Below are 22,953 nucleotides of genomic sequence, written 5' to 3' on the forward strand. Positions count from 1 at the left end.
TTTTCATGCCTCTTGCAGATTCCTTTAGCCTGCTCGTCTTGGGCCAGGGTAAGTCCGGTCTTGATGTCGCTCGCTGGGCGCTTGCGCACCCCGAGCGCGTGAGTACCGTTACCGTGTACGGTGGCGGCACGTCCGAGCCCAATGATGCCACGCGCTCGCTCGAGGCGCGCGGGGTATCGTTTGTCTATGGAACCGAGCAGGTCGAGGGCGCGTTTGATGTATGTGTGACGTGTCCGGGCATCTCGGAGTTCTCGTCATTCTTTAAGGCTGGCCGCGATCACGCTGTCCAGATCATGGGTGAGCCCGAGTTTGCCTACCGCCTGTCTCCCCAAAATTGGATCGCCATTACGGGCACCAATGGCAAGACGACCACCACGTCGCTGACCGACTACCTGCTTAAGGCAGCGGGCGAGGCGAGCGTTGCTGTCGGTAATATCGGTGAGCCTCCGGTGAACGAAATCGACGACCGCGCGCATAACGAGTGGTTTGTAGCTGAGCTTTCGAGTTATCAGATCGCAACGACGACCGAGCTTCACCCCCGTGTGGCGGTGCTGCTCAACATCACCCCCGACCATCTGGGCTGGCACAAGAGCCATAAGAACTATGCGCTCGCCAAGATTAAGCTCTTCGAGAATATGGTCGATGATGACCTTGTGGTTATCGACGTCGAGGATGCCGGTATCCATGAATTCGATGAGTATGTCTACACGCCGGGTCGTCGCATCTGCAAGGTCGCCTTTGACGAGCCTGCGGGCGAGGACGCCGCATTTGTGCGCGATGGCAAGATGGTCATTCGCCTGAAGGGCGTCGAGACCCCGCTCATCGCCACGTCCGAGCTCAAAATCTCCGGACATCACAATGTCATCAATGCCCTGTGCGCTGCCACGGCTGCCCTGGCCGTCGGTGCCGATGTCGACGGTGTGTGTCGCGGCCTGGCCTCATTCCAGCCGCTGGAGCACCGCGTTGAGCCCTGTGGCGAGATCGATGGCGTGCGCTACGTCAACGATTCCAAGGCAACGAACACCGATGCGGTCGAAAAGGCCCTGACGGCGTTTCCCGACGACGACGTGATCTTGCTGCTCGGTGGTCACGATAAGGGCACGCCACTCGAGTCCTTCGCCCGCGTTGTCATGGACAACGTGCGATCGGTCGTCTGCTTTGGCGATGCGCGCGAGCGCTTTACCGCCGCTATGGACGAGGCCGATGTCGATGGTGACGTTGATATCGCTCAGGCTGACGACCTGCGCGACGCCGTCGACGTTGCCCGTTCGCTGTCGAGCCGAGGCGACGTGATCCTGCTTTCTCCCGCCTGTTCTTCGTTCGATGAGTTCTCGGGCTACGAGGAGCGCGGCCGCGTGTTTAAGGACTACGTGGCCCAGCTTGCCGCCGCAGCGAAATCGCAAATGGAATAGGGGCCGCCGGTGAGAGAGGAGAGCCCCCGACAAGGTATGAGGAGGCCCGACTCGGACCGTGCTTCCTCGCAGCGCAGTACGCCGCGTTCCGGTCGCGGCGGGCAGACGCTCAGCGAACGCTATATTGCCGGCGTCCCCGCCCGCATCATGCGCCCTCGTTTGATATTCATGGCGTGCCTGTTTACTTTAGTGTGCTTTGGTCTGCTGATGGTGTACTCGGCGTCATCGGTCGAGGCATTGCACGAGAACGGCTCGGCGACGTTTTTCCTGGTTCGACAGGCTACCTTTGCCGGGGTTGGCGTGCTTGCCATGGTTGCGATCGTTCGCGTCTTGCCGGACAGCTGGTTTGGGGAAAATGTACTTAGGATCTTCCTTATCGGCATGATTCTCTTGCTGTTTGCGGTATTTCTTGTCGGCAGTGGCAGCCGTGGCGCCACGCGCTGGCTCAACATCGCCGGTATTCAGTTCCAGCCGTCTGAGTTTTTAAAGCCGTTTGCCATCGCGTATTCGGCCATCATACTCGACCGTTTCTTTTCGCCCGGTGGCAACATCAACGAGTTCCTTCGTAAGATGGTCGTCTACTTGGGCATTTCGCTCTTTTTGATCTTTATCCAGCCCGATTATGGCACCGTCTTGATCATCTCGCTGACCCTCATGTGTATGGCGTTATTTGCGGGCCTAGACCCCAAGTTTATCATCGGCGTGATCATTCTCGTCATTGTCATGAGTGTGTTTGCGCTTGTTGCAGAGCCGTACCGCATGGTGCGTGTTCAGGTTGCCCTGAACCCTTGGGCCGACGAGTATGGCGATGGCTATCAGGCAACGCTTGCCATCATGGCGTTTGCTTCGGGCGGCTTGTTCGGCCGCGGCATCGGTAACTCCACCATGAAGTATTCGTATCTGCCCGAGGCACACAACGACTATATTCTGGCCATTATCGGCGAGGAGGTCGGTTTTTTCGGGACCGCGCTGCTCTTCCTGGTCTTTGCGATGCTGATTTACTCAGCGTTTCGCATTGCCGAACAGGCTGCGGACCGTCGCGGAGCGCTCATGGCATCGGGTTCCGCAGTCATTCTCGCGGTACAGTTTTTGATCAATGCGCTGGGCATCCTCAACGTGTTTCCCATGACGGGTAAGCCGCTGCCATTTATCAGCTACGGCGGTTCGTCGATTATCGTATCGCTTATGCTTGCGGGGCTGATCTTGCGCGTCTCGCACGAGAGCGCCCGTCGTGATGAGTACGACCGTCGCCGCGAGAGCTTTGCCGTTATGGACGAGAGCACCGCCGGCGTGCCCCATGTGCGCGGCGATCGCCCTTCGCGCAACGGTTTTACCGTCTTGGATGGCTCTGCGTCCGAGCCGGCGGCTCGTCCGCGCCCGCGAACGGCTCCGCAGGGGCGTCCCCAACGCCCGAACCCCCGAAGCTCGGGCGGCGGATATAATCGAATCAATTTGAATTCGGACCCGTCGGCGCGTCTGCGCACCGACGATCAGGGACCGCGCGTACGAAGGGATTTTCATGACCGATAAGATGACCGTTGCTATCGCAGCCGGCGGCACGGCGGGACATATCAACCCTGCGCTTGCCTTGGCTGAGGAGTTGCGCGACCGCGGACATCATGTTGTGTTCGTGGGCCAGTCGCACAAGCTCGAGGGTCGTTTGGTTCCCGAGGCCGGGTTCGATTTTGTACCTATCACGGTCACGGGCTTCGACCGTTCCCGTCCTTGGACCGCGTTGAGCTCGCTGTGGCGCGTCAATAAGGCCAAGCGCTCGCTCGCCAGCCATTTCTCAAAGGTTGGCAAGCCCGATGCTGCCATCGGTTTTGGTGCCTACGTCGAGGTCCCGCTGCTGGGCTGGTGCAAGGATGCGGGCGTTCCGTATCTGCTGCACGAGCAGAACTCTGTTCCGGGCCTGGCCAATAAGATGATGAGTTCCCATGCCGCCCGCGTGTGTATCTCGGTGCCGGCTGCGCGCTCTGTCTTTGAGCGCGAGGGCGACCCCGAGCATGTGCTCATGACCGGTAATCCGGTGCGCCGCTCGGTCATTGAGGGCGATCGCGCCCGCGGCCGCGAGGCACTTGGCGTGCCCGAGGATGCGACGCTTCTGCTCGTCTTTGGCGGTTCGCTCGGTGCCCAGCATCTCAACGAGCGCGTAGCCTCGCTCAAGAGTGAGCTGCTGACCCGCGAGAATCTCTACATTTTGCATTCGACGGGAGCCGACGGCTTTGAGGACACCGAGCGTGCTTTGGCGCTGACGTCCGATGAGACGAAGCGCTATCGCGTCCAGCCCTACATTGACAACATGGGCGACATGCTAGCTGCAGCTGACCTGGTGCTCTCGCGCTCCGGCGCCTCGAGCGTGGCCGAGATTGCCGCCCTCGCCGTGCCTTCGGTGCTCGTGCCGTATCCGCATGCCACGGCCGACCACCAGACGACCAATGCGCGTTATCTGGTCGATGCCGGTGCCGGCGTGCTTTGTGCCGATGCCGATATCGATGCTCCGGCGTTTGCCGAGGAGCTGCTGCATCTGGTCGATGACGCCGCAGCGCGCGATGCCATGCGTCAGGCGGCGCGCGGGTTGGCTCAGGACCGCGCCGCCGCACTTTTGGCCGATGCGGTAGAGGGTTTGCGTTAGTTAGACGGGATATCGAGCTTGCGCTCGCGCGGATGCGGTAGGTGCGGTACAGTTAACGGGTTACAGGCAGTGTTTACGCAAGGAGTACACGAGCACATGGCTGATTCCCAGACTGCAACCTCCGCGCCCGAGTTCAAGAGCGCCCACTTTATCGGTATCGGTGGCGCCGGCATGAGCGGTATCGCTCTCGTTTTGCACGAGCGTGGCTATGCCGTTACCGGTTCCGACCTTAAGACCTCGCGCTACATTCGTCAGCTTACCCGTGCTGGCGTGAAGGTTCATGTGGGCCACGAGGCCGCCACGATCGATGAGGTCAAGCCCGACGTGGTCGTGGTCTCTACCGCTATTCCCGAGTCCAACCCCGAGCTTGTGCGTGCTCGCGAGCTCGGTATTCCTGTGTGGCCCCGCGCCAAGATGCTCTCGGCTCTGGGCCACGGCTACACCACCATCGCTGTTGCCGGCACACACGGCAAGACCACGACGTCCTCGATGTGTGCCACCATGCTCGACCGCATGGGTCTGGATCCCAGCTTTTTGATCGGCGGTATCGTCGAGGGTTACGATACCAACGGAAAGAACGGCTCGGGTGACTACTTTGTCGCCGAGGCCGATGAGTCCGACAGCTCGTTCCTGTTCCTGAACCCCAACGTGGTCATCGTGACCAACGTCGAGGCCGACCATCTCGACCACTACTCGGGCATCGAGGAGATCGAGGCCACCTTTGCCAAGTTTATGGGCCTGGTTGGAGAGAGCGGTACCGTCATCGTTTGCGGTGAGGACCCGCATCTGGTCGAACTTGCCAAGTCGACGGGTCGCCACGTGCTTTCCTATGGCTTTGCCGAAACCAACGACGTCGTCTGCGTGCATCCGGATGTCAAGGGCATTCAGAGCGACTTTATCGTTCGCTTTGAGGATGGGACCGAGCATGCTGTCGAGATCAAGAGCAACCCCGGTCGCCACAACATGCTCAACGCCACGGCAGTGCTAACCGTTGCCCATGTCCTGGGTCTCGACGTCGATGCCGCAGCCGAGGCGCTTTCGAGCTTTGAGGGCGTCCGCCGCCGCTTTACCCATGTGGGCGATATTGACGGCATCACCGTGGTCGATGACTACGGCCATCACCCCACCGAGATCAAGGCGACGCTTGCCGCCGCCTCGTCGCTGGGCTATAAGCATGTTGACGTCGTGTTCCAGCCGCACCGCTATTCGCGTTTGCAGGCGCTGTGCGATGACTTTGCCGATGCCTTCGCCAATGCCGATAAGCTGCTGCTCATCGATGTGTTCTCTGCCGGCGAGATGCCGATTCCGGGCGTAACCTCCAAGATGCTCGCTGATACTGTGCGCGCCAAGCACCCTGGCAAGGAGGTCGTGTACTGCTCCAGCCGTCTCGAACTCAATCGTGAGCTCGAGAAGATGGTAGGTAAGGGCGATCTGCTGCTTACTATGGGCGCCGGCGACGTTACGACCGTTGGCCCTGAGTTCATCGAGTATCTGACTGCCAAGAAAGACGCTTAGCCCCTATGGGTCTGTTTAACGCCGTCATGGCGCTTTCGGGCATGATTGACACGGATGTAGTCGAGGATGAACGCCTTGCGCGTCATACGAGTTATCGTATCGGCGGCAAGGCCGACCTCTTCGTGACGTGCCATAGCTATCATGCCCTTCGTCGTGCCGTGGCAGTACTCGACCGTGAGCAGGTGCCGTGGGTCATTATCGGCAAGGGATCTAATCTGCTCGTTGCCGATGCGGGCTATCGCGGCGCCGTCATTTCGCTGGGGCGTGAGTTTCAGCGCACCGTTGTTGCCGAGGACGGTTGCACGCTGACCGTTGGCGCGGGCGTTATGTTCGCACGTTTGGTCAACGATGCCCTGTCGCGCGGGCTTTCGGGCCTTGAGTTTGCGGTTGGCATCCCCGGCTCGGTCGGCGGCGCCGTATCTATGAACGCCGGTACGCGTACCGAGTGGATAGGTTCGCTTGTCGAGGATGTGGTCACGTTTGACCCGGCATCCGGCATTAAGCATTATGCGGGGTCCGAGATTGCCTGGGGCTACCGTGAGTGCAGCCTGCCGCGTAACGAGATTATTCTCGAGTGCGTGCTTAAGCTCAAGCCTGCGCCTAAGGCCGACATTCGCGAGCGTATGGAGCGGTACCTGACGAGGCGCAAACGCACGCAGCCCATGGGTCGCGCTTCTTGCGGGTCGGTCTTTCGCAATCCACCCGACGCGAGCGTTGGCAAGCTGATTGAGGATTGTGGATTAAAGGGTTTTTCGGTTGGCGGTGCGGAAGTTTCGCCCGTACACGCTAATTTTATCGTTAATAACGGTACCGCCTCGGCCGATGACGTGGCCGCGGTTATCAGGCATGTGCACGGAAAGGTGAGGGAGGCGTATGGCATCGAGCTCAGACCGGAAGTCAAATTCCTCGGCTTCTAGAGCATCGAAACCTACCTTCCGCCGCGCCGGAGGGCGTTCCGGCGCACCCGTCCAGCCTCAACGCAAGCCCCCTGTGTCCTCCAAGCCCGCTGAATCCGTACGGTCCGCCAAACGTCCGGTCGTCGGCTCGCAACTTGGTGGACGCCCTGCCGCAAAAAAGACGGTTCACCCGGCTCCGCGCCCCTCGGTGACGTCTAAGTCGGCGATGGGTGCCAAGCCCTCTCGCCCCATAGTGACGCCCAAGCCCTCGCTGGGGGCTAAAGCGACGCATCCCGGTCGTACGTTGGGCGCTGCCAAGCCGCGCTCGTTGACGTCGGTGCCCGCCACTAAGGCACCTGCGACCAATAAGGGTATCAATCCGCTGTCGTCGCTTGGCGCCATGGCGAGTAAGACGTCCGAGGCCGCCTCTGCCGTTAAGGGCAAGGGCAAAATCGTGGGCGGAATCTTGGCGGCTGTGGCCGTGCTTGCCGTCGTTGCCATCGTCGTTATCAATTCCGGCCTGTTTGCCGCTACCGATATTCAGATCGAGGGCAGCGAGCATGTGACCAAGCACGATGCCATGCAGCTGATCAGTCTGCCCGAGAACACATCGCTCTTCAACGTAAATCCCGACCAGATTACCGAAGATCTCAAGCAGAACCCGTGGGTTTCGGGCGTGGACGTTCAACGGCAGTTTCCCCACACGCTCGTCATTACGCCGACGGAGCGCAAGGTCACCGCGATCGCTTATATAAGTTCCGACGATCTTGCCTGGGCCATCGGCGACGATGACACCTGGATCGCACCGCTTTCGACCTCTGTGGAGGTGGACGACCAGGGAAATGTCGTCACTTCGGGTGAGGGCGCCAACACGTTGAGCGGTATCGATGCTGCGTTGGCGCTGGCCAAGCACTACGGGGCCGTGCTGCTTACCGATGTCTCGGCTGATGTCGAGCCGGTCTCGGGGCGGGCTGTTTCTTCCAAGGCCGTTAAAGCGGGCCTGGATTACGTGCGTGGTTTTTCCGGCGAATTCTTGGCGCAGATCAAGGATATTTCTATACCTTCGGTCGAGGCCATCTCGGCGAATCTTGATAATGGCGTTGAGGTCTCGCTGGGCGATTCTGATGATATCGCCAAGAAGGAACGCGTCGTGACCAAGCTTCTGTCGCAGGTAGAGGGCGTAACCTACATTAACGTTCGGTCTCCCGGCAACTATACGTTTAGAAACGCACCGACCGCTTAGCGTCGGTGCGTGGCTTTGTTGAGGGGCCATACCACGCCGTTTATCTGGTTTGTTTGGTTTTCACGGTCAATTATTTGACTGATACGTTCATAATGTGCAAACATAATACGGTTTACCTTTGCATTTACTTTCAACCTGAAGGTTAATGTGCGCAGGGGTCAACCCATGCTATGGCTATAACCTTTGTTCGGAGGACCGACATGCACGAGACAGAGATCAACAACTACCTTGCCGTCATTAAGGTGGTCGGCGTCGGCGGCGGCGGTACCAACGCGGTCAATCGAATGATCGAAGAGGGCATTCGTGGCGTCGAGTTTGTTGCCATCAACACCGATGCTCAGGCGCTCGCGATCTCTGATGCCGATATCAAGGTCCACATCGGCACCGACCTTACCCGCGGCCTGGGCGCTGGCGCCAACCCCGAGGTTGGTCGCAAGGCTGCCGATGAGTCCCGCGATGACATCGCCGAGGCACTCGCTGGCGCCGACATGGTGTTCATCACCTGCGGTGAGGGCGGTGGCACCGGCACCGGCGCCGCTCCCATCGTTGCCGATATCGCGATGAACGAGGTCGGTGCGCTGACCGTCGCCGTCGTGACCAAGCCCTTCACCTTCGAGGGCCGCAAGCGTAAGAAGAGCGCCGAAGAGGGCATTAAGACCCTTTCCGATTGCGTCGACACCATGATCGTTATCCCTAACGACAAGCTGCTCGACATCGCCGAGAAGAAGACCACCATGCTCGAGGCCTTCGCGATTGCCGATGGCGTCCTTTCCCAGGGCACCCAGGGCATCACCGACCTCATCACCGTCCCGGGCATCATCAACCTGGACTTCGCTGATGTTAAGACCATCATGAAGCAGGCCGGCACCGCCATGATGGGTATCGGTACTTCTTCTGGGGACACCCGTGCCGTCGACGCCGCCCAGCAGGCTATTTCCAGCCCGCTGCTCGAGAGCTCTATCGATGGTGCTACGCGCGTCCTGCTCTCCATCGCCGGCTCCAAGGATCTGGGCATCCAAGAGATCAGCGACGCTGCCGACGTTGTCGCCAACGCCGTCGATCCCGAGGCCAACATCATCTTCGGTACCGTTGTCGACGAGTCCCTGGGCGATCAGGTGCGCATCACCGTTATCGCTACGGGCTTCTCCGACTCTAATGTCAACCGTCAGGATGAGCTCTTCGCTGCCCAGCAGTCCCAGAGCAAGGCTTCCGTTGCCGAGCCTCAGCGTACCGCTCCCGCTGCAAACTCTGCTCAGTCTGCCCCGACCCGCAACGTCGGCGGTACGGAACTTCCCAATTTTGGTAACGACCAGTTCGAGCTTCCCGACTTCCTTAAGCGTGGTAGCTTCTAGTTCGTTTTTCTCAACGACCTGCACGGGGTGTATCCATTTGGATGCACCCCGTTTTGTTTCTCGTTTGTAAACGAAAGCCTCCAATCTCTTTACGTTCCCCTTACGTTTGGTCCCTACCGCTGCGGGTATCCTTTTGTAGAAGTATGGCAGCCGTATGGCACGGACTGCTGCGGCTTGGCCGCGATACTTGTGTTATTAGGAGGCTTTAGTATGGCAGCACGTGCGGACAACGTTTCGCGTGTCGACCATGATGGAGTTACGTTGGTAGAGGGCGCGACGCACGATGTCCGCTTTGCCTTCACCGAACGCACTGGCGGTGTTTCCGAAGATGCGTACTCCTCACTCAATCTGGGCTCGCATGTTGGCGATGACCCCTTTGCCGTTCAAGAAAATCGTCGCCGCGTACTCGAGGCCATGGGTATTGCCGAGTGCGAGCACAACCTGCTTGTCCCCAATCAGGTACACGGTGACAATGTCGTGACGGTGACCTCGAACGGCGCCGATGATCTCGAGAACATTCGCGAGCAGATTGCCGAGGGCTGCGATGCCCTCGTCTGCACGGCGCATGAGGTGCCCGTGATGCTTTGCTTTGCCGATTGTGTTCCCGTTGTGCTGGTGGCTCCCGGCGGCTTTGCCGTGGTGCATTCTGGCTGGAAGGGCACGATTGCGCGCATTTCCGCCAAGGCGTGCCAAGCGCTCTGCGAGGCGGCTGGCTGCAAGCCAGACGACATCTCTGCCTATATTGGGCCCCATATCCTGGGTGACGAGTACGAGGTGTCCCAAGAACTTATGGACCGCTTTGCCTCCGAGTTCGCGTGCATCGATGCTGCCGCTTCTCGTATGCTCGATCTTTCCGCCGCCATTCGCGAGGCGCTGATGGACGCCGGCGTCGAAGCGAACGGCATTGTGGACACCAAGCTCTCCACCGTTCGTCAGAACGACCGCTTTTATTCCTACCGCAACGAGGGCGGCACCTGTGGGCGCCATGCTGCGATCGGCGTGATGCTATGAGAAAGATCGCATCGGTCCTAAGCGCGGCAGTGCTCACGCTTACGCTGTGTGCCTGCTCCTCGGGATCTTCCACGTCTTCTATCACCGTGGCCGGCTCGACCACCTGCCTTCCCATTGCCGAGATTGCGGCCGAGGGCTTTAAGGAGGAGACCGGCACCGACGTGCTCGTCTCTGGCCTTGGCTCTTCTGCCGGTATCGAGGCCGTCAGCAACGGCACGGCTGACATCGCCAGCTCGTCTCGTGGCCTCAATGCCGACGAGCAGAATCTGGGCCTGACCCCGATTGTAATCGCGCACGACGGCATCGCAGTCATCGTGAACGACGGTAATCCGGTCGACAACCTCTCGACCGAGCAGCTTCGCGACATATACGCCGGTAAGATTACCAACTGGAAGGAAGTCGGCGGAGAGGACCTGAAGATTCAGGTTATTAACCGCGATGAGGCGTCCGGTACGCGCGAGGCCTTCCGTACCATCGTGATGGACGGCACGCCGTTCGATCGTCGCTCTGCCGTTCTTTCGGGCACGGGCCAGGTACGCGATGTCGTGTCCCGTTCGCGTGGTGCCATTGGCTACATCTCGCTGGGTTTTGTCGAGAGCCTCAACGCTAAGACTTCGGTTAAGGCTGTTTCGGTCAACCATGTCGAGGCATCCGAGAAGACGGTCGCAAGTGGCGGCTACCCCATCTCGCGCGACCTTTACTTCTTTGTGAAGGGTACGCCTTCGCAGCGTGCACAGGACTACATTGACTATGTGACGTCCGAGAAGATGGACAAGCAGATTCGCGAGGCGGGCTTTATTCCCGTCACCAACGACGGAAAGGGGAGTGAGTAGCATGGAAGCACAGGAAACCCCCCAGATTGAGCGAGAGGCTCAGGCGCCCAAAAAGCGTGAGTTGGCGTTGGTGTCGCGCAGCACCTATCTCAAAGAGAAGGCGCTGCAGTGGATCTTCTTTGCTTGCGCGTTCTTGGCGGTCGTCACCGTCATCCTGATTTTTGTCTTTACCACGTACTCGGCGTTGCCCGTCTTTACCGACATCGGTCTGGCGGACTTCTTTAGCTTTACGTGGGCGCCCTCCGAGGGCCATTACGGCATCATGTCGCTGCTGGCGGGCTCTGGTCTGGTGACGGTCGGTGCGCTCGCCATGGGTGTGCCCCTGGGTGTGGGCACGGCCGTGTATCTGGTCGAGATCGCCGGCAAGCGCGTGCGCAGTCTCATCAGCCCCGCCGTCGACCTGCTGGCGGGTATCCCCTCCATCATCTACGGTTTCTTTGGCATGGTCATCATCCGTCCGTTTATCGCGCAGCTGACCGGTGGTCTTGGCTTTGGTGCGCTGACAGCGTGGCTCGTGCTCGCCATCATGATCGTTCCCACCATCACCACGCTCACCATCGATGCCCTCAATTCCATTCCCATGGGCATTCGCGAGGCATCCTATGCCATGGGTGCCACCAAGTGGCAGACCATCTACAAGGTCGTGCTGCCTGCAGCCAAGTTGGGCATCGTCGATGCGATTGTCTTGGGCATGGGTCGTGCCATCGGTGAGACCATGGCCGTGCTCATGGTCGTTGGCAACGCTCCGGTCATCCCGGACAGCATCTCGAGCCCCATCTCGACGCTCACGAGCCAGATCGCGCTCGACATGAGCTATTCCTCGGGCCTGCACCGCTCGGCTCTGTTTGGCATGGGCGTGGTCCTGTTTATCATTTCCGCCGCATTGGTGGGCATCGTCCGTCTGATTTCCAAGAAGAAGAGGGGGTAGGCTATGTCCGATTCCGTTGACACGACGGTCGATACGACCTCGTCGCGCGAACGCATCAAGCGTGCCCTTTCCCATGGTAAGAAGGGCCGCATCAACAAGGATCTGTCCAACAAGATTATGCTCGGCGTGTTTCGCGCCGCGGCCTATATCACCACGCTGGTGCTGGTCGCCATCATCGCCTACGTAGTTATCAACGGTCTGCCGCACATCTCGCTCGACTTTATCTTTGGCTGGCCGCAGGGCGTAAACGCCGAGGGCGGCATTTGGCCCACTATCGTCTCGACCGTCTACGTGACGGCGCTCGCCATGCTCATCTGCACGCCGGTTGCCGTCTTGGCTGCGGTCTATCTGGCCGAGTATGCCAAGCAGGGCAAGGTTGTCGACATCATTCGCTATGCTGCCGATGCCCTGGCCTCGGTGCCCTCCATTGTTATGGGCCTTTTTGGCTACGCCTTGTTTGTCGAGGCCATGGGCCTGGGTCTTTCGATGGTTTCGGCCGCCCTGGCGCTCGCACTTCTGATGCTGCCCATTGTCATGCGTACCACCGAGGAGGCAATCCGCGCCGTTCCGCGCTATATCCGTTGGGGCGCATATGGCCTGGGTGCCACCAAGTGGCAGGTCGTCTCCAAGATCGTGCTTCCTTCGGCTTTTGGTCGCATCGCCACCGGCATCGTACTTGCCATCGGCCGCGCCATCGGCGAGACCGCCGTGGTGCTCTACACCATGGGCCAGGCCATCAACCTGCCTATTTCGCCGCTCGATTCCGGCCGTCCCATGACCGTTCACCTTTATCTGCTTGCCAATGACGGCATCAACATGAACGCAGCCTACGGCACCGCGCTTTTGCTGATGGCGATTATTCTGGCCTTCAACCTGTTTGCGCGTTATCTGTCGCGCAAACGCCGCTAGTTAAGGAGTCCCATGTCCGTCTATCAGTCCGCTCCCACGCTGGAGCAAGCGGCCATCACGGCCAAGGATTTCAACTTTTGGTACGGTGACTTTCATGCGCTGACGGGGCTCGACCTCAACATCGCCAAAAACGCCATTACCTCGTTTATCGGCCCTTCGGGCTGCGGCAAATCGACGTTTTTGCGCTGTATCAACCGTATGAACGACCTTATCGAGGGCACGCGCGTCGAGGGCACCATGACGCTCGACGGCAACGATATCTATGCCGAGGGCGTCGACCCGGTCGACCTTCGCCGCCGCGTGGGCATGATTTTTCAGCAGCCCAACCCGTTCCCTAAATCCATCTACGAGAATGTTGCTTTTGGCCCTCGTCTGCAGGGCGTGACTAGCAAAAGCGACCTCGATGACATCGTGGAAGAATCGCTCAAGCGCGCCAACCTCTGGAAAGAGGTATCCAATCAGCTCAACAAGGATGGTTTGGCGCTTTCGGGCGGTCAGCAGCAGCGTCTGTGCATCGCGCGTGTGCTCGCGGTGCAGCCCGATGTCCTTCTGATGGACGAGCCCTGCTCCGCCATCGACCCCACGTCCGTCTCCAAGGTCGAGGATCTGATGGCCGAGCTGGCGCCCGAGATGACGATCATCATCGTCACACATTCAATGCAGCAGGCAGCTCGCATTAGCGACTACACCGCCTTCTTCTTGCAGGAGGTTGCCGGCGAGCCCGCCACGCTCATCGAGTATGGTCAAACCGACGCGATCTTCACCAGCCCGGTGGATTCGCGGACGGAAGACTATATCACCGGCCGCTTTGGCTGATCGGTGCGACTAGTCCCGAGCCGATCGGACCTGGTCCGGTGCGTATTCACTGTGCGGGCGGCATGACCGCACCCAACTGATTGGAGTGAACCATGCGCAAACTGTTTTCCCGTCAGCTCGTCGAGGCTCGTCACGAGATGTTGAGCATCTACGAGGCTGTAGACCTGGCTCTTCACGACGCCGTGAAGGCCTATGTGACCGACGACCGCAAGCTCGCCACCAAGACCAAGAAGCGCACGCTTTCGATTGACGCGCGCTGCGCCAACCTGGAGGCCGTGTGCTACAACCTGATCGCTACGCAGTCGCCGGTCGCCTCCGACTTCCGCTTGCTGCAGACAATCATCTACGTCGACTTTAACCTGCAGCGCATGACCGATAAGGTTCGCCAGATCTGCCGCGCCACGCGTCATATGGTCAAGGCCGATATCTCGCTGCCCCAGGAGCTCGTCGGTACGGTTGAGGCCGAGGCCGAAGCCGTATACCAGGTGCTGGGCTCGTCGCTTTCCGCGCTCGTCACCAACGATATGTCCATCATCTGCAACCTGGCCGTCGAGGACGAGCCGGTGCATGCGGCCTATGAGAAGTTCTTCCGTACCTTCAACCGCATGGACGCGGGCGAGTTTATGGACGACGACAGCAACTATGACGATCTGCGCCGCGCCATCATGGTTTCGCGCTACCTCGATCGCATCGCCTCGATTTCCATCGATGCCGCCTGCCGTCTGACCTTCCTTTTGACCGGCCAGCGCATGAACGCCGGCGATATCGCCCGTACGGACGAGGATGAGCTCGAGAGCATGCGCGTGCCTTCGGGCGAGGGCGTCATCATGAGGCCCGCTGTCGATGCGCGCTTTGTTGCCAAGGTGCCCGCTAACGAGGTGAGCGAGGGTCTTCGCTACCTGCTCGAGCACCTCGAGGACGAGGACGATACCGAGGATGACGAGGAGTAGGGTAGCTCCGTTCGTCGAAAGATTGTAAATACCTAAGTGGGCGCGGCCTTGCACATGCAGGGCCGCGCTCTTGCGTTAGCATGGGACTACTTGTACGTCTGTCTGCGGAGGCGATTGGCAATGGATAATTATTTGAACGTGATGCGCGCTCGCCGCGAGCAGATTCTCGAACGCTTTTATGCCGCACTCGATCGCGCGGGCCGTTCTCACGATGCCGCACGTCTGATTGCCGTCTCCAAGACCGTTGGCGTCGATGAGACCGTTGCCGCCATCCAGGCAGGGTATCGTCATTTTGCCGAGAACCGTCCGCAGGAGCTTGTTCGCAAGCTTGCGGGGCTGGCGGAGCATCCGGAGCTGCCCGAGGTGCGCTTCGATATGATCGGTAATCTTCAGACCAACAAGATCAATGCGGTGCTGGGTGCGGCCGAGCTGATTCATTCGGTGGGGTCGCTTCATTTGGCGCAGGCTATCTCGAGCCGTGCCGTCCGCAAGATTGAGGCGGGCGAGCTTTCTGCTCCCCAGCGGGTGCTGATAGAGGTTAATGTAAGCGGGGAGGAGTCCAAGGGCGGCTTTTCGCCCGATGAGGTTCGTGCCGCGGCTGGCGAGCTTGCGGAACTTGAGGGAATTTGTGTGCAGGGGCTTATGACCATGGCACCCCGGGGGAATAAGGATGTGGCGCGCCGCACCTTTGCCGGGCTGCGTGAGTTGAGGGATGAGCTGGAGACGGCACACCCCGATCTGTGTCTGCCTGAGCTTTCTTGCGGCATGAGCGAGGACTTTGAGCCTGCCCTTGAGGAAGGCTCGACGCTTGTTCGCCTGGGCAGGGTAGTATTCAGCCCGGAGTTTGAAGTAAAATAAGAGCCTGAAGTGCGCGCTGATTGTCAGAGCGCCTGCATTAGACCGTGAGAGGACACAACCATGGGTTTCCTTGACGAAATTAAAAATAAAATGCACCTAGGCGGCCAGCAGGGTTATGACCAGGGTTATGGCCAGGATGATGACTACGGTTACGATGACGGCTATGACGACGGCTATCAGAACAACGGCTACAGCGGTGCTTCGGGCGAGGGCTTCTACACGCAAGATGAACCGAGCAATGGACTGCTGGGGCAGACACGCCGCGGAGAGGCTGAGTCGGTTGCTGTGTACACGCGTTCCGGTCAACTGATCGGCGACGACTCCCGTCACGCTACGACGTACAATCCGCCTTCGCGCTCTCAGGATGCCGCTGCGGGCGGTTATCGTCCCGGCGCCTATGACACGCCGTCAAGCTACGCCGAGAACGCTCGGGTCCGCGCTGCCGCTGTGCCCGCTCCTGCTTCAACGCCGAGCGATGCCTCTGCCTATGCGAGCAATATCATCAACGCCACGCCTCAGTTGCCGGCCTACGTTCTTCGTCCGGAGAGTTATGACGACGTGGAGACGGTCGTGCGCCGCGTGCGTACCAAGCAGCCTGTCGCGCTGATCTTTGTGGGCGTTCGCACCGAGGTCGCCAAACGCGTCCTGGACTTTAGCTATGGCTTTGCCTGCGGCCTGGGCGCTTCGGTCAAAGAAGTGGGCGATCGCGTGTTTATGGTGCTGCCCGCCGGCTGCGAGGTCAAGGATTCGGATCTTAAGAAGCTTCGCGCCGACGGCTATCTCAAGTAAAGACAAGGCGAGGAGATTCCCATCAACATCTACACCATCGTTCAGCTTGTCAACACGCTGTTTAATTTTTATTCCACGTTGATTGTGGTCTACTGCTTTATGACGTGGATTCCCATGAAGCAGGGTGGTTTGCTACAGGATATCGCGGCGGTGCTCGACAGCGTTTGCGGCCCTTGGCTCAACCTGTTTCGCCGGTTTATGCCGCCGATGGGCGGTATCGATTTTTCACCGGTCGTTGCGATTATTGCGTTGCAGTTGGTGCAGAAGCTCATTCTGCAGCTACTTATAGGTATACTCGTATAGGACTGGCTCAGTAACCTATGTCGGGCGCTTAGCGCCAAGGCGATGATAAAGGAGAACTTGTTATGGCTATTACCCCTGCTGACATCCAGGCTCAGACCTTCTCTGAGGCCAAGCGCGGCTACGATCCCGCCGAGGTCGACGTCTTCCTGGAGACCCTGTCCTCCGAGGTCGACGCTATGCTTGCCAAGATCGTTGATCTTAAGGGTCGCCTGACCGCCACCGAGCAGCAGCTTGCCGATACGCAGGCTCAGCTTGCGCAGGCCCAGGATTCTGCCGCTCAGGCTGCCCCTGTCGCCACTCCCGCTCCCGATTTCTCCGCTCAGGAGCGTCAGATTTCCGCCGCTCTCATTGCGGCTCAGCAGACCGCCGAGGCGATTGTCAACGACGCTAACGAGAATGCTGACCGCATCCGCAACGAGGCCGACGCCAAGGCCCGCGAGGTCATCCGTCAGGCCCTGACCGAGAAGCAGGCCGAGCTCGAGGAGATTGACCGTCTGAAGGCTTCCCGCGAGGAGTTCAAGGCCGAGTATCTCAAGCTCATTCAGCACTTTATGGACGATGCTCAGAATTCCTTCCCGGCCGATCTGCTGGCTTCTACGCCGGTCGGTTCCGCGGCTTCTCCTGCCGTGACCATGCCTGCCGCCGAGCCGCTGCCTGTCGCTGATCCGGTTGTCCCCGTGGCCGACCCCTTCGCCCCGATTGACAACTTTGCCGCGGACGACCTGGACTAGCGCTAAAACTACAATCTAGCCCCTTAAAAGGAGCTCGCGCTTGCGAGCTCCTTTTTTGTAGCTGTATACGGGTTGGGAAACAAAACGCCGAGCTCTGCGTGCGATAGGGCAGAACTCGGCGAACGTTTGAGCGGTAAAAGGTAGATTTTAGGGCATGGGCCAAAAACTACTTGAGGAGGAAATTGGATAGGGGAATGGTGCGGGCCTCGCGATGCTCGGGGTCGGCGATATGGTCGGCGGGATAGCCGCAGACGAGCATGTGGTAGGGATAAACGCCCTCGGGCAGGTTGAACTGCTCGCGGGCTAGCTCGGGCTTAAAATGGCATACCCAGCACGTTCCCAGGCCCTGTTCCTCGGCCTCCATCATCATCTGATCGCAAACAATCGAGGTGTCGATAGCGCTGGAGTTCATCTGGTCATAGGGACGCACCCAAGCATCGTTGGTAACGCTGCAAACGAGGAAGATGAGCGGAGCGCCAAAGATGGACCCATCACGAGCAAACCGAGGCTGACAAGCAGCTGCCTTTTCCAGAAGCTCAGGCGTATCCAACACCATCACACGGGTTGGATGATTATTGCAAGCAGAAGGAGCAATGCGCCCAGCCTCAACAATGGTATCCACCACAGCCTGCTCAACAGAACGATCCTCAAACAAACGACAAGAATACCGAGACCGAGCCAGATCCATATACGACATACAAGCCCTCCAACAATTAAAAATCAAACAAACCCAAAGTAACCTAAAGAGTACCCAAAGCAGCAATCAGTCAAACGCTCACCAAGGGCCAAAGTGTCCGAGCGGGTACCAAAGGTCCCTTCAGCCAAACCCCCATTGCGCTAAAACTATCAGCCAAAGTTCCAATGGTGATACGTAAGGCGAAGGGCCGGCACCTGTTTACTTTCGAACGACTCTGCTACGCAGCCGGAGTGAGAAAGCAAACAGGTGCCGGCCCTTCGCCGGTGGGATACGTACCCCCAATTAACTGTTCTTCATGACAATCGAATCCACGACATCGGCCACATTCTCGCAGCAGTCGGCGCAGTACTCCAAGAAGGCGTACACGTCACGCCAGGCGATGACCTCGAGCGGGTCCTTGCCGTTGACGTGCAGGTTACGCATGGCGTTGATGTAGAGTTCGTCGGCCTCGGACTCGATGGTGTTGATCTGGATGACGAGCTCGCGCAGCGTTTTGGACTTGCGGTAGTTGGGCAACTCGACCATCAGGTCCTTCATGGCGCGGCAGGCGTCGGTCACCTTGTGGGCGATCACGATGGCATCGGGGTGGATGCTCTGGATGTTGGTGAAGTAGAGGCGCTGCACGACGCCCTCAATACGGTCGAGCACGGTATCGAGCGAGCAGCTCATGAGGTTAAGGTCCTCGCGCTCAAGCGGGGTGATAAAGGCCGTGAGCAGGGCGTCTTCGAGCTCATGGTGCTTCTTGTCTGCTGCATGCTCAATCGCATGCATCTTCTCGAGCATGTCGTGGATCTGCGCGGGGTCAAAGTTCTCAAAAATCTTGGTGAGCAGCTCGGCTGCCTGAACGGCGAAGTCGGCGCAGGCGACGTAGTTGTCAAAGTAGAACGAATCGGGTTTCTTTGCCATGAGTGATCCTTTCGGGGCGAAGACGGGTGGGCGAGGTAATGCGGTCCGGATGGACGTTCGGTTTGACTAGAGGAACATCATGAACAGCCTGGCCATGACAAAGCTGATGAGTCCACAGGCGGGGAAGGTGAAGAACCACGTGAACATCATGTCCTTGACCACGCCGAAGTTGATGGCCGAGAGGCGCTTGACGGCGCCAACGCCCATGATGGCGCAGGTCTTGATGTGCGTGGAGGACACGGGGATACCGGTGAGCGTGGCAAGCAGCAGGTTTGCGGCTCCTGCCAGGTCGGCAGAGAAGCCCTGATACTTCTCGAGCTTAACCATGCTCTGGCCGACGGACTTGATGATACGCTCACCGCCCACGCTGGTGCCGATGCCCATGGTGGCCGAGCACAGCAGCATGATCCAGATGGGGATGCCGGCGTCGCCGACGCCGGTCTGTCCGTTGGCAAAGGCGACACCTAAAAAGAGCACGCCGATGAACTTTTGTCCATCCTGCGCGCCGTGCATAAAGCTCATGGCCGCGGCGCTCGCGATCTGAGCATATTTAAAGAAGACGTTGGCACGTCGCCTGTTGGCGGCAGCGAAAAGAATCGAGACGAGCTTGCACAGGACCCAGCCCATGACAAAGCCCAGACCGATGGAGAGCGCCAGGCCGTAGATGACCTTCATCCACTCGTGGACATTGACGCTGCTGGCGCCGCCGAGGGCGATGGCAGCGCCGGTCAGGCCGGCGATGAGGCTGTGGCTCTGCGAGGTGGGGATGCCAAAACGCGATGCCGTGGCGCCGTAGACGACGATGGAGAACAGGGCCGCGCAGAGGCACGCGAGCGCCATGGTGCTGTTTCCGCCAAAGTCGACGATATGGGAGATGGTGTTGGCAACGCTGGCATTAAAGTGCGTCATGATGAGCACGCCCAAAAAGTTGAACGCGGCACTCATGAGAATGGCGGCGCGGGCGGGCATGCAACGCGTGGTGACACAGGTCGCGATGGCGTTGGGCGCGTCGGTCCATCCGTTGACGAAGATGGCGCCGAGCGCGAGGAACACGGTGACGGCAAGGACTGGGTTCGAAACAAGTTGGCCGAGGAAGGCTGAGAACGTTACGTCCATATATGAGCTTTCTCGAAGTTTGCAGAAACGTTACAAAAACATGATAAATCGTATCACCTCCTGCGGGTTTCTTTACCGAGTTCTGACGGGAGAAGTGAATTTTTTGGCACTAAAATTGAATATTAGCCCTGTTGACCGCGGGTGTTCTTTTTGCTAACACGCCGTGAGGACACGTGCGCTCGCTCCGACACCCCAAAACCACAGTCTGTTCGCTTTACAATATGCAAACATGCGTTCGATAATAGGGGCATGGAATATCGACAGACAGATGGCAAAACTCGGCGCGTGCACAAGCAGTATGTGGACGTCGTGGCCCGCATCCTCGCGGGCGGACAAGTTGTGCCGGTTACCGTCTGCTGGGTCGACGGTCGCTGCTTTACGATTGACGAGATTGTCTCGTCTACCGGTTTTGGCCTGACGGTTCACGGCATTCGTACGGCAACCTATAAGGTTCGTTTTGGCGGACATACGACCGAGCTGTATCTGGAAGACCAGGCGCGTGAGCGACCGGATGGCTCGCAGGCTCATCTGATGCGGTGGTGGGTGTGGGCGTTCGACCGCACACTCGAGAGTGAGCGCCGCGGGTAAGAGCGCGCGCCATTCGGGTACAATGGCGGGAATCTTGTCGCCTACGGCGCTGTCGCGGCGCTTTTTGAAAGGACGAAATTATGAACGATATCCAGGGCTATCAGAACGGCCCCATCGAGACCGGCGCAAGCCGTGCCAAGGAGATGTCGCCGCGCGCGTACAACCTTGCCATGTCTGCCCTGATCTTTTTGGGTTTTTGCGCTATGGGCGCTGGTGCCTACTTTACGGGCACCATGTCGTTTGCGCGCATGATGATGAGTGGCGCCGCCCTGCCGCTGGTCTTTGGCTCGTTTATCCTGACCATTGTCGGCATCGTCATGATGTCGGCCGCCGCCAGCAAGCAGTCCGTGGGCCTGTCGCTCGCGGGTTACGCGATCTTTGCGAGCACCTTTGGTCTGACCGCGTCGTTTGGCCTTGCCAACTACGACCTGCCCACCATCAACACCGCCTTTATCGCCACTGCCGCCATCACCTTTGTCTTTGGCGCACTGGGCGTGACCTTCCCCAAATTCTTCCAGCGTGTGTACGGCATTGGTTTTGGCATTCTGCTTGCCACGATTCTGGTCGAGATCGTGCTGATGTTCATGGGCGTCTCGCAGACCATCACCGACCTGATCGTGATTGTGGTGTTCGCCGGCTTTATTGGCTACGACACCTATGTGGCCACGACGGTGCCGCCCACGCTGCCCAACGCCGTGCTCATGGCGTCCAACCTGTTCGTGGACATTATCAACGTGTTCCTGCGCATCCTGAACATCCTTGGTCGTCGCGACTAGTGCCAGATTGCAGCGGTGCTTGCCGCGCGCAAATCGATGCGAAAGGCGGTCCTTCGGGGCCGCCTTTTTTGTACGCGGCGGGGTATCATGGATGGGAAAAGCCGATAGCGGCAGCGACCGAGAAAGGTGACCACTTATGGCAGACGTCGACAACAGGAACCGTAACCGTAGGCCCAACCGCGCGGGACAGCCCAATCCCAAGCGCGAGGCCCGTGCCAAGGCCGCCGAGCGTCACGTGGCGACTGTGTCCGAAGCGTGCGCAAAGGATATCGAGCGCTCGCTTGCCGGCGTGCGCGAGTTCGAGGGCATGCCTGCCGGATTTGTCGCGGCGATGAAGGCTAAGGCCCAGGTGGCTGCTGCCGAAGAGCAGGTTGCCGATGAGTCTGAGGCCGCCGAGGTTGCGCCTGCCGAGACCGAGGTCGTGGCCGAGCCTGTGCCCGCAGAGGAAGCCACGGAGACCGAGCCCGCGCCTGCTGCCGAGGAGCCCGCTCCGGTCCTGCCCGAGGTCACCGTGCTCGACGCCTCTGCCACGCAGGCCATTCTGGATAACGGCCGAGGCTACGCGCAGTTCTGCGACATGGCCGTGCTCGCCTTTGCCTCGTTCACCAACCCGGGCGGTGGCTACATCCAGGGCTATCTGGGTCAGGAGGCCACGCTCTGTGCCGATTCGTATCTGTACAATGTGCTCGATAAGCAGCGCAAATGGTACGGCGAGAACCGTCGCCGCAACATCAACTGTGAGCTGTACCGCAACCGTGCGCTGGTGGTGCCTGCGGTGCGCTTCGACCGCAACCACGTGCATGCGTACGCCGACGTGATCGTTGCCGCTGCGCCCAACGCCAAGCGCGCTCGCCAGGAGTATCGCGTGGGTGACGATGCCCTGCTGGACGCCCTGCGCGATCGTATCCGCTTTGTGCTGGCCATCTGCGACGAGCTTGGTCGCGAGAAGCTCGTGCTGGGCGCCTGGGGCTGTGACAACAACGGCTTTGACGCCGAGGCCGTGGCCGAGCTCTTCCGCAAGGAGCTCGCATCGGGCGACTTTAAGGTCAAGCAGGTCTTCTTTGCCGTGCCCTCTACGCGCTGGGACGAGGATTTTGCCAAGTTCGAGCACGTGCTGGCAAGCTTCCCCGAGCGCAACGAGGAGTCCTATGCCCAGGTTGCCGCCCGTGCCGCGGCCGCCCGTGCCGCCGAGCAGGCTCATGCCGCTGCCGAGGACGACGAGGATGATGACGACTGGCGCAAGTATCTGTAATCGGTGCGCGCTGACAGATAGGTCGAGCCGGCGGGAGGGGCTGCTCCCGTCGGCTTTTTGCTGAAGGAGGGGTTTGCGATGAAAAACGTCCTGTGCTTTGGTGACAGCAATACCTATGGCTACGATCCGGCGGGCATGCGCGATGGCACCGCGGTACGCTATGCGCACGATGTGCGCTGGTGCGGCGTGGCCCAGCGCGACCTGGGCGATATCGATTATCTGCACATGATGCCCGAAAGCCACGAGAGCCTGGGCCACGCCGTGGCAGCCAAGCTCCAAGAGATGCTCGGTCAGTAGCGCGTCCCCAAACCACCACAAAGGGGACAGTGAACTGCCTCCCATTTCTTGGACATCGGGAAATGGGAGGTTTTCCATGAGTATAGACCTCAGGGTGAAGCACGACCTGGAGTCCAGGAGGCGGGCCGTCGAGCTCTTCG

The 22,953-nt window shown here is 59.5% G+C and carries 24 protein-coding genes; 21 read left to right on the top strand and 3 right to left on the bottom strand.

Annotation, left to right across the window (positions count from 1 at the left end):
* The first annotated feature begins 5 nt into the window (after positions 1-5).
* From murD to ACTQXM_RS00890, 17 genes are all read left to right on the top strand, one after another.
* Entirely contained in the window at positions 6-1,412 is a 1,407-nt protein-coding gene (gene murD, locus ACTQXM_RS00810; RefSeq protein WP_441536845.1) for a UDP-N-acetylmuramoyl-L-alanine--D-glutamate ligase, read from the top strand.
* A gap of 36 nt (positions 1,413-1,448) precedes the next feature.
* Positions 1,449-2,942, top strand: a complete 1,494-nt coding sequence (gene ftsW / locus ACTQXM_RS00815) for a putative lipid II flippase FtsW (protein WP_441547583.1) — start codon at positions 1,449-1,451, stop codon at positions 2,940-2,942.
* Positions 2,932-4,047 carry an undecaprenyldiphospho-muramoylpentapeptide beta-N-acetylglucosaminyltransferase gene (murG, locus tag ACTQXM_RS00820; protein WP_427719191.1) on the top strand — a complete coding sequence of 372 codons (1,116 nt, stop codon included), beginning with the start codon at positions 2,932-2,934 and terminating at the stop codon, positions 4,045-4,047. Before ftsW ends, murG begins: the two co-directional genes overlap by 11 nt.
* A gap of 96 nt (positions 4,048-4,143) precedes the next feature.
* Positions 4,144-5,562 (top strand): UDP-N-acetylmuramate--L-alanine ligase, encoded by a 1,419-nt coding sequence (gene murC, locus ACTQXM_RS00825; protein WP_441536847.1) that lies wholly within the window; start codon positions 4,144-4,146, stop codon positions 5,560-5,562.
* 5 nt (positions 5,563-5,567) lie between these two features.
* Positions 5,568-6,479 carry a UDP-N-acetylmuramate dehydrogenase gene (gene murB, locus ACTQXM_RS00830; protein WP_154515248.1) on the top strand — a complete coding sequence of 304 codons (912 nt, stop codon included), beginning with the start codon at positions 5,568-5,570 and terminating at the stop codon, positions 6,477-6,479.
* Between the two features lie 187 nt (positions 6,480-6,666).
* Positions 6,667-7,701 (top strand): cell division protein FtsQ/DivIB, encoded by a 1,035-nt coding sequence (locus ACTQXM_RS00835; protein ID WP_441016687.1) that lies wholly within the window; start codon positions 6,667-6,669, stop codon positions 7,699-7,701.
* Positions 7,702-7,901: 200 nt separating this feature from the next.
* Positions 7,902-9,053, top strand: a complete 1,152-nt coding sequence (ftsZ, locus tag ACTQXM_RS00840; RefSeq protein ID WP_441016690.1) for a cell division protein FtsZ — start codon at positions 7,902-7,904, stop codon at positions 9,051-9,053.
* A gap of 210 nt (positions 9,054-9,263) precedes the next feature.
* The gene (locus ACTQXM_RS00845; RefSeq protein ID WP_154515254.1) at positions 9,264-10,064 is read left to right on the top strand and encodes a polyphenol oxidase family protein; all 801 of its coding nucleotides are present in this window, start codon (positions 9,264-9,266) and stop codon (positions 10,062-10,064) included.
* On the top strand, positions 10,061-10,897 hold the full coding sequence (locus tag ACTQXM_RS00850; RefSeq protein ID WP_441536848.1) for a phosphate ABC transporter substrate-binding protein: 837 nt from the start codon (positions 10,061-10,063) through the stop codon (positions 10,895-10,897). The genes ACTQXM_RS00845 and ACTQXM_RS00850 overlap by 4 nt, the downstream gene beginning before the upstream one ends.
* 1 nt (position 10,898) lies before the next feature.
* Positions 10,899-11,825: a phosphate ABC transporter permease subunit PstC gene (pstC, locus tag ACTQXM_RS00855; protein WP_441033191.1), complete on the top strand. Its 927-nt coding sequence runs from the start codon at positions 10,899-10,901 to the stop codon at positions 11,823-11,825.
* A 3-nt stretch (positions 11,826-11,828) separates the two neighbouring features.
* Complete coding sequence (gene pstA, locus ACTQXM_RS00860; protein WP_427727613.1) at positions 11,829-12,734, top strand: phosphate ABC transporter permease PstA; 906 nt, start codon at positions 11,829-11,831, stop codon at positions 12,732-12,734.
* A 12-nt stretch (positions 12,735-12,746) separates the two neighbouring features.
* Entirely contained in the window at positions 12,747-13,550 is an 804-nt protein-coding gene (gene pstB / locus ACTQXM_RS00865; protein ID WP_089571588.1) for a phosphate ABC transporter ATP-binding protein PstB, read from the top strand.
* Positions 13,551-13,642: 92 nt separating this feature from the next.
* Entirely contained in the window at positions 13,643-14,500 is an 858-nt protein-coding gene (locus tag ACTQXM_RS00870) for a phosphate signaling complex PhoU family protein (RefSeq protein ID WP_427719211.1), read from the top strand.
* Positions 14,501-14,620: 120 nt separating this feature from the next.
* Positions 14,621-15,358, top strand: a complete 738-nt coding sequence (locus tag ACTQXM_RS00875) for a YggS family pyridoxal phosphate-dependent enzyme (protein WP_441536849.1) — start codon at positions 14,621-14,623, stop codon at positions 15,356-15,358.
* Between the two features lie 60 nt (positions 15,359-15,418).
* On the top strand, positions 15,419-16,147 hold the full coding sequence (sepF, locus tag ACTQXM_RS00880) for a cell division protein SepF (protein ID WP_154515266.1): 729 nt from the start codon (positions 15,419-15,421) through the stop codon (positions 16,145-16,147).
* A 57-nt stretch (positions 16,148-16,204) separates the two neighbouring features.
* Positions 16,205-16,450 (top strand): YggT family protein, encoded by a 246-nt coding sequence (locus ACTQXM_RS00885; protein ID WP_154515268.1) that lies wholly within the window; start codon positions 16,205-16,207, stop codon positions 16,448-16,450.
* A 62-nt stretch (positions 16,451-16,512) separates the two neighbouring features.
* Positions 16,513-17,181: a DivIVA domain-containing protein gene (locus ACTQXM_RS00890; RefSeq protein ID WP_154515270.1), complete on the top strand. Its 669-nt coding sequence runs from the start codon at positions 16,513-16,515 to the stop codon at positions 17,179-17,181.
* A 166-nt stretch (positions 17,182-17,347) separates the two neighbouring features.
* Here the strand turns inward: ACTQXM_RS00890 and ACTQXM_RS00895 are convergent, their stop codons facing one another.
* The 3 genes from ACTQXM_RS00895 to ACTQXM_RS00905 form a co-directional block, all read right to left on the bottom strand.
* Positions 17,348-17,878, bottom strand: coding sequence for a nitroreductase family protein (locus tag ACTQXM_RS00895; protein ID WP_154515272.1), 531 nt, complete (start codon positions 17,876-17,878; stop codon positions 17,348-17,350).
* Between the two features lie 282 nt (positions 17,879-18,160).
* The gene (locus tag ACTQXM_RS00900; RefSeq protein WP_427719219.1) at positions 18,161-18,784 is read right to left on the bottom strand and encodes a DUF47 domain-containing protein; all 624 of its coding nucleotides are present in this window, start codon (positions 18,782-18,784) and stop codon (positions 18,161-18,163) included.
* Positions 18,785-18,850: 66 nt separating this feature from the next.
* Positions 18,851-19,900: an inorganic phosphate transporter gene (locus tag ACTQXM_RS00905; protein ID WP_427719222.1), complete on the bottom strand. Its 1,050-nt coding sequence runs from the start codon at positions 19,898-19,900 to the stop codon at positions 18,851-18,853.
* Positions 19,901-20,185: 285 nt separating this feature from the next.
* On the opposite strand from ACTQXM_RS00905, the gene ACTQXM_RS00910 reads away from it, so the two are divergent.
* The 4 genes from ACTQXM_RS00910 (at position 20,186) to ACTQXM_RS00925 (ending at position 22,813) form a co-directional block, all read left to right on the top strand.
* Positions 20,186-20,488: a hypothetical protein gene (locus ACTQXM_RS00910; RefSeq protein ID WP_195838523.1), complete on the top strand. Its 303-nt coding sequence runs from the start codon at positions 20,186-20,188 to the stop codon at positions 20,486-20,488.
* A gap of 80 nt (positions 20,489-20,568) precedes the next feature.
* Positions 20,569-21,264 (top strand): Bax inhibitor-1 family protein, encoded by a 696-nt coding sequence (locus tag ACTQXM_RS00915; protein WP_154515280.1) that lies wholly within the window; start codon positions 20,569-20,571, stop codon positions 21,262-21,264.
* 136 nt (positions 21,265-21,400) lie between these two features.
* On the top strand, positions 21,401-22,516 hold the full coding sequence (locus tag ACTQXM_RS00920) for a TIGR02452 family protein (RefSeq protein WP_441536850.1): 1,116 nt from the start codon (positions 21,401-21,403) through the stop codon (positions 22,514-22,516).
* Between the two features lie 78 nt (positions 22,517-22,594).
* Positions 22,595-22,813, top strand: coding sequence for a hypothetical protein (locus ACTQXM_RS00925; RefSeq protein WP_441041699.1), 219 nt, complete (start codon positions 22,595-22,597; stop codon positions 22,811-22,813).
* The last annotated feature ends 140 nt before the right edge of the window (positions 22,814-22,953 follow it).

It is taken from the genome of Collinsella sp. LCP19S3_D3 (genome assembly GCF_052121455.1).
GTDB lineage: Bacteria > Actinomycetota > Coriobacteriia > Coriobacteriales > Coriobacteriaceae > Collinsella.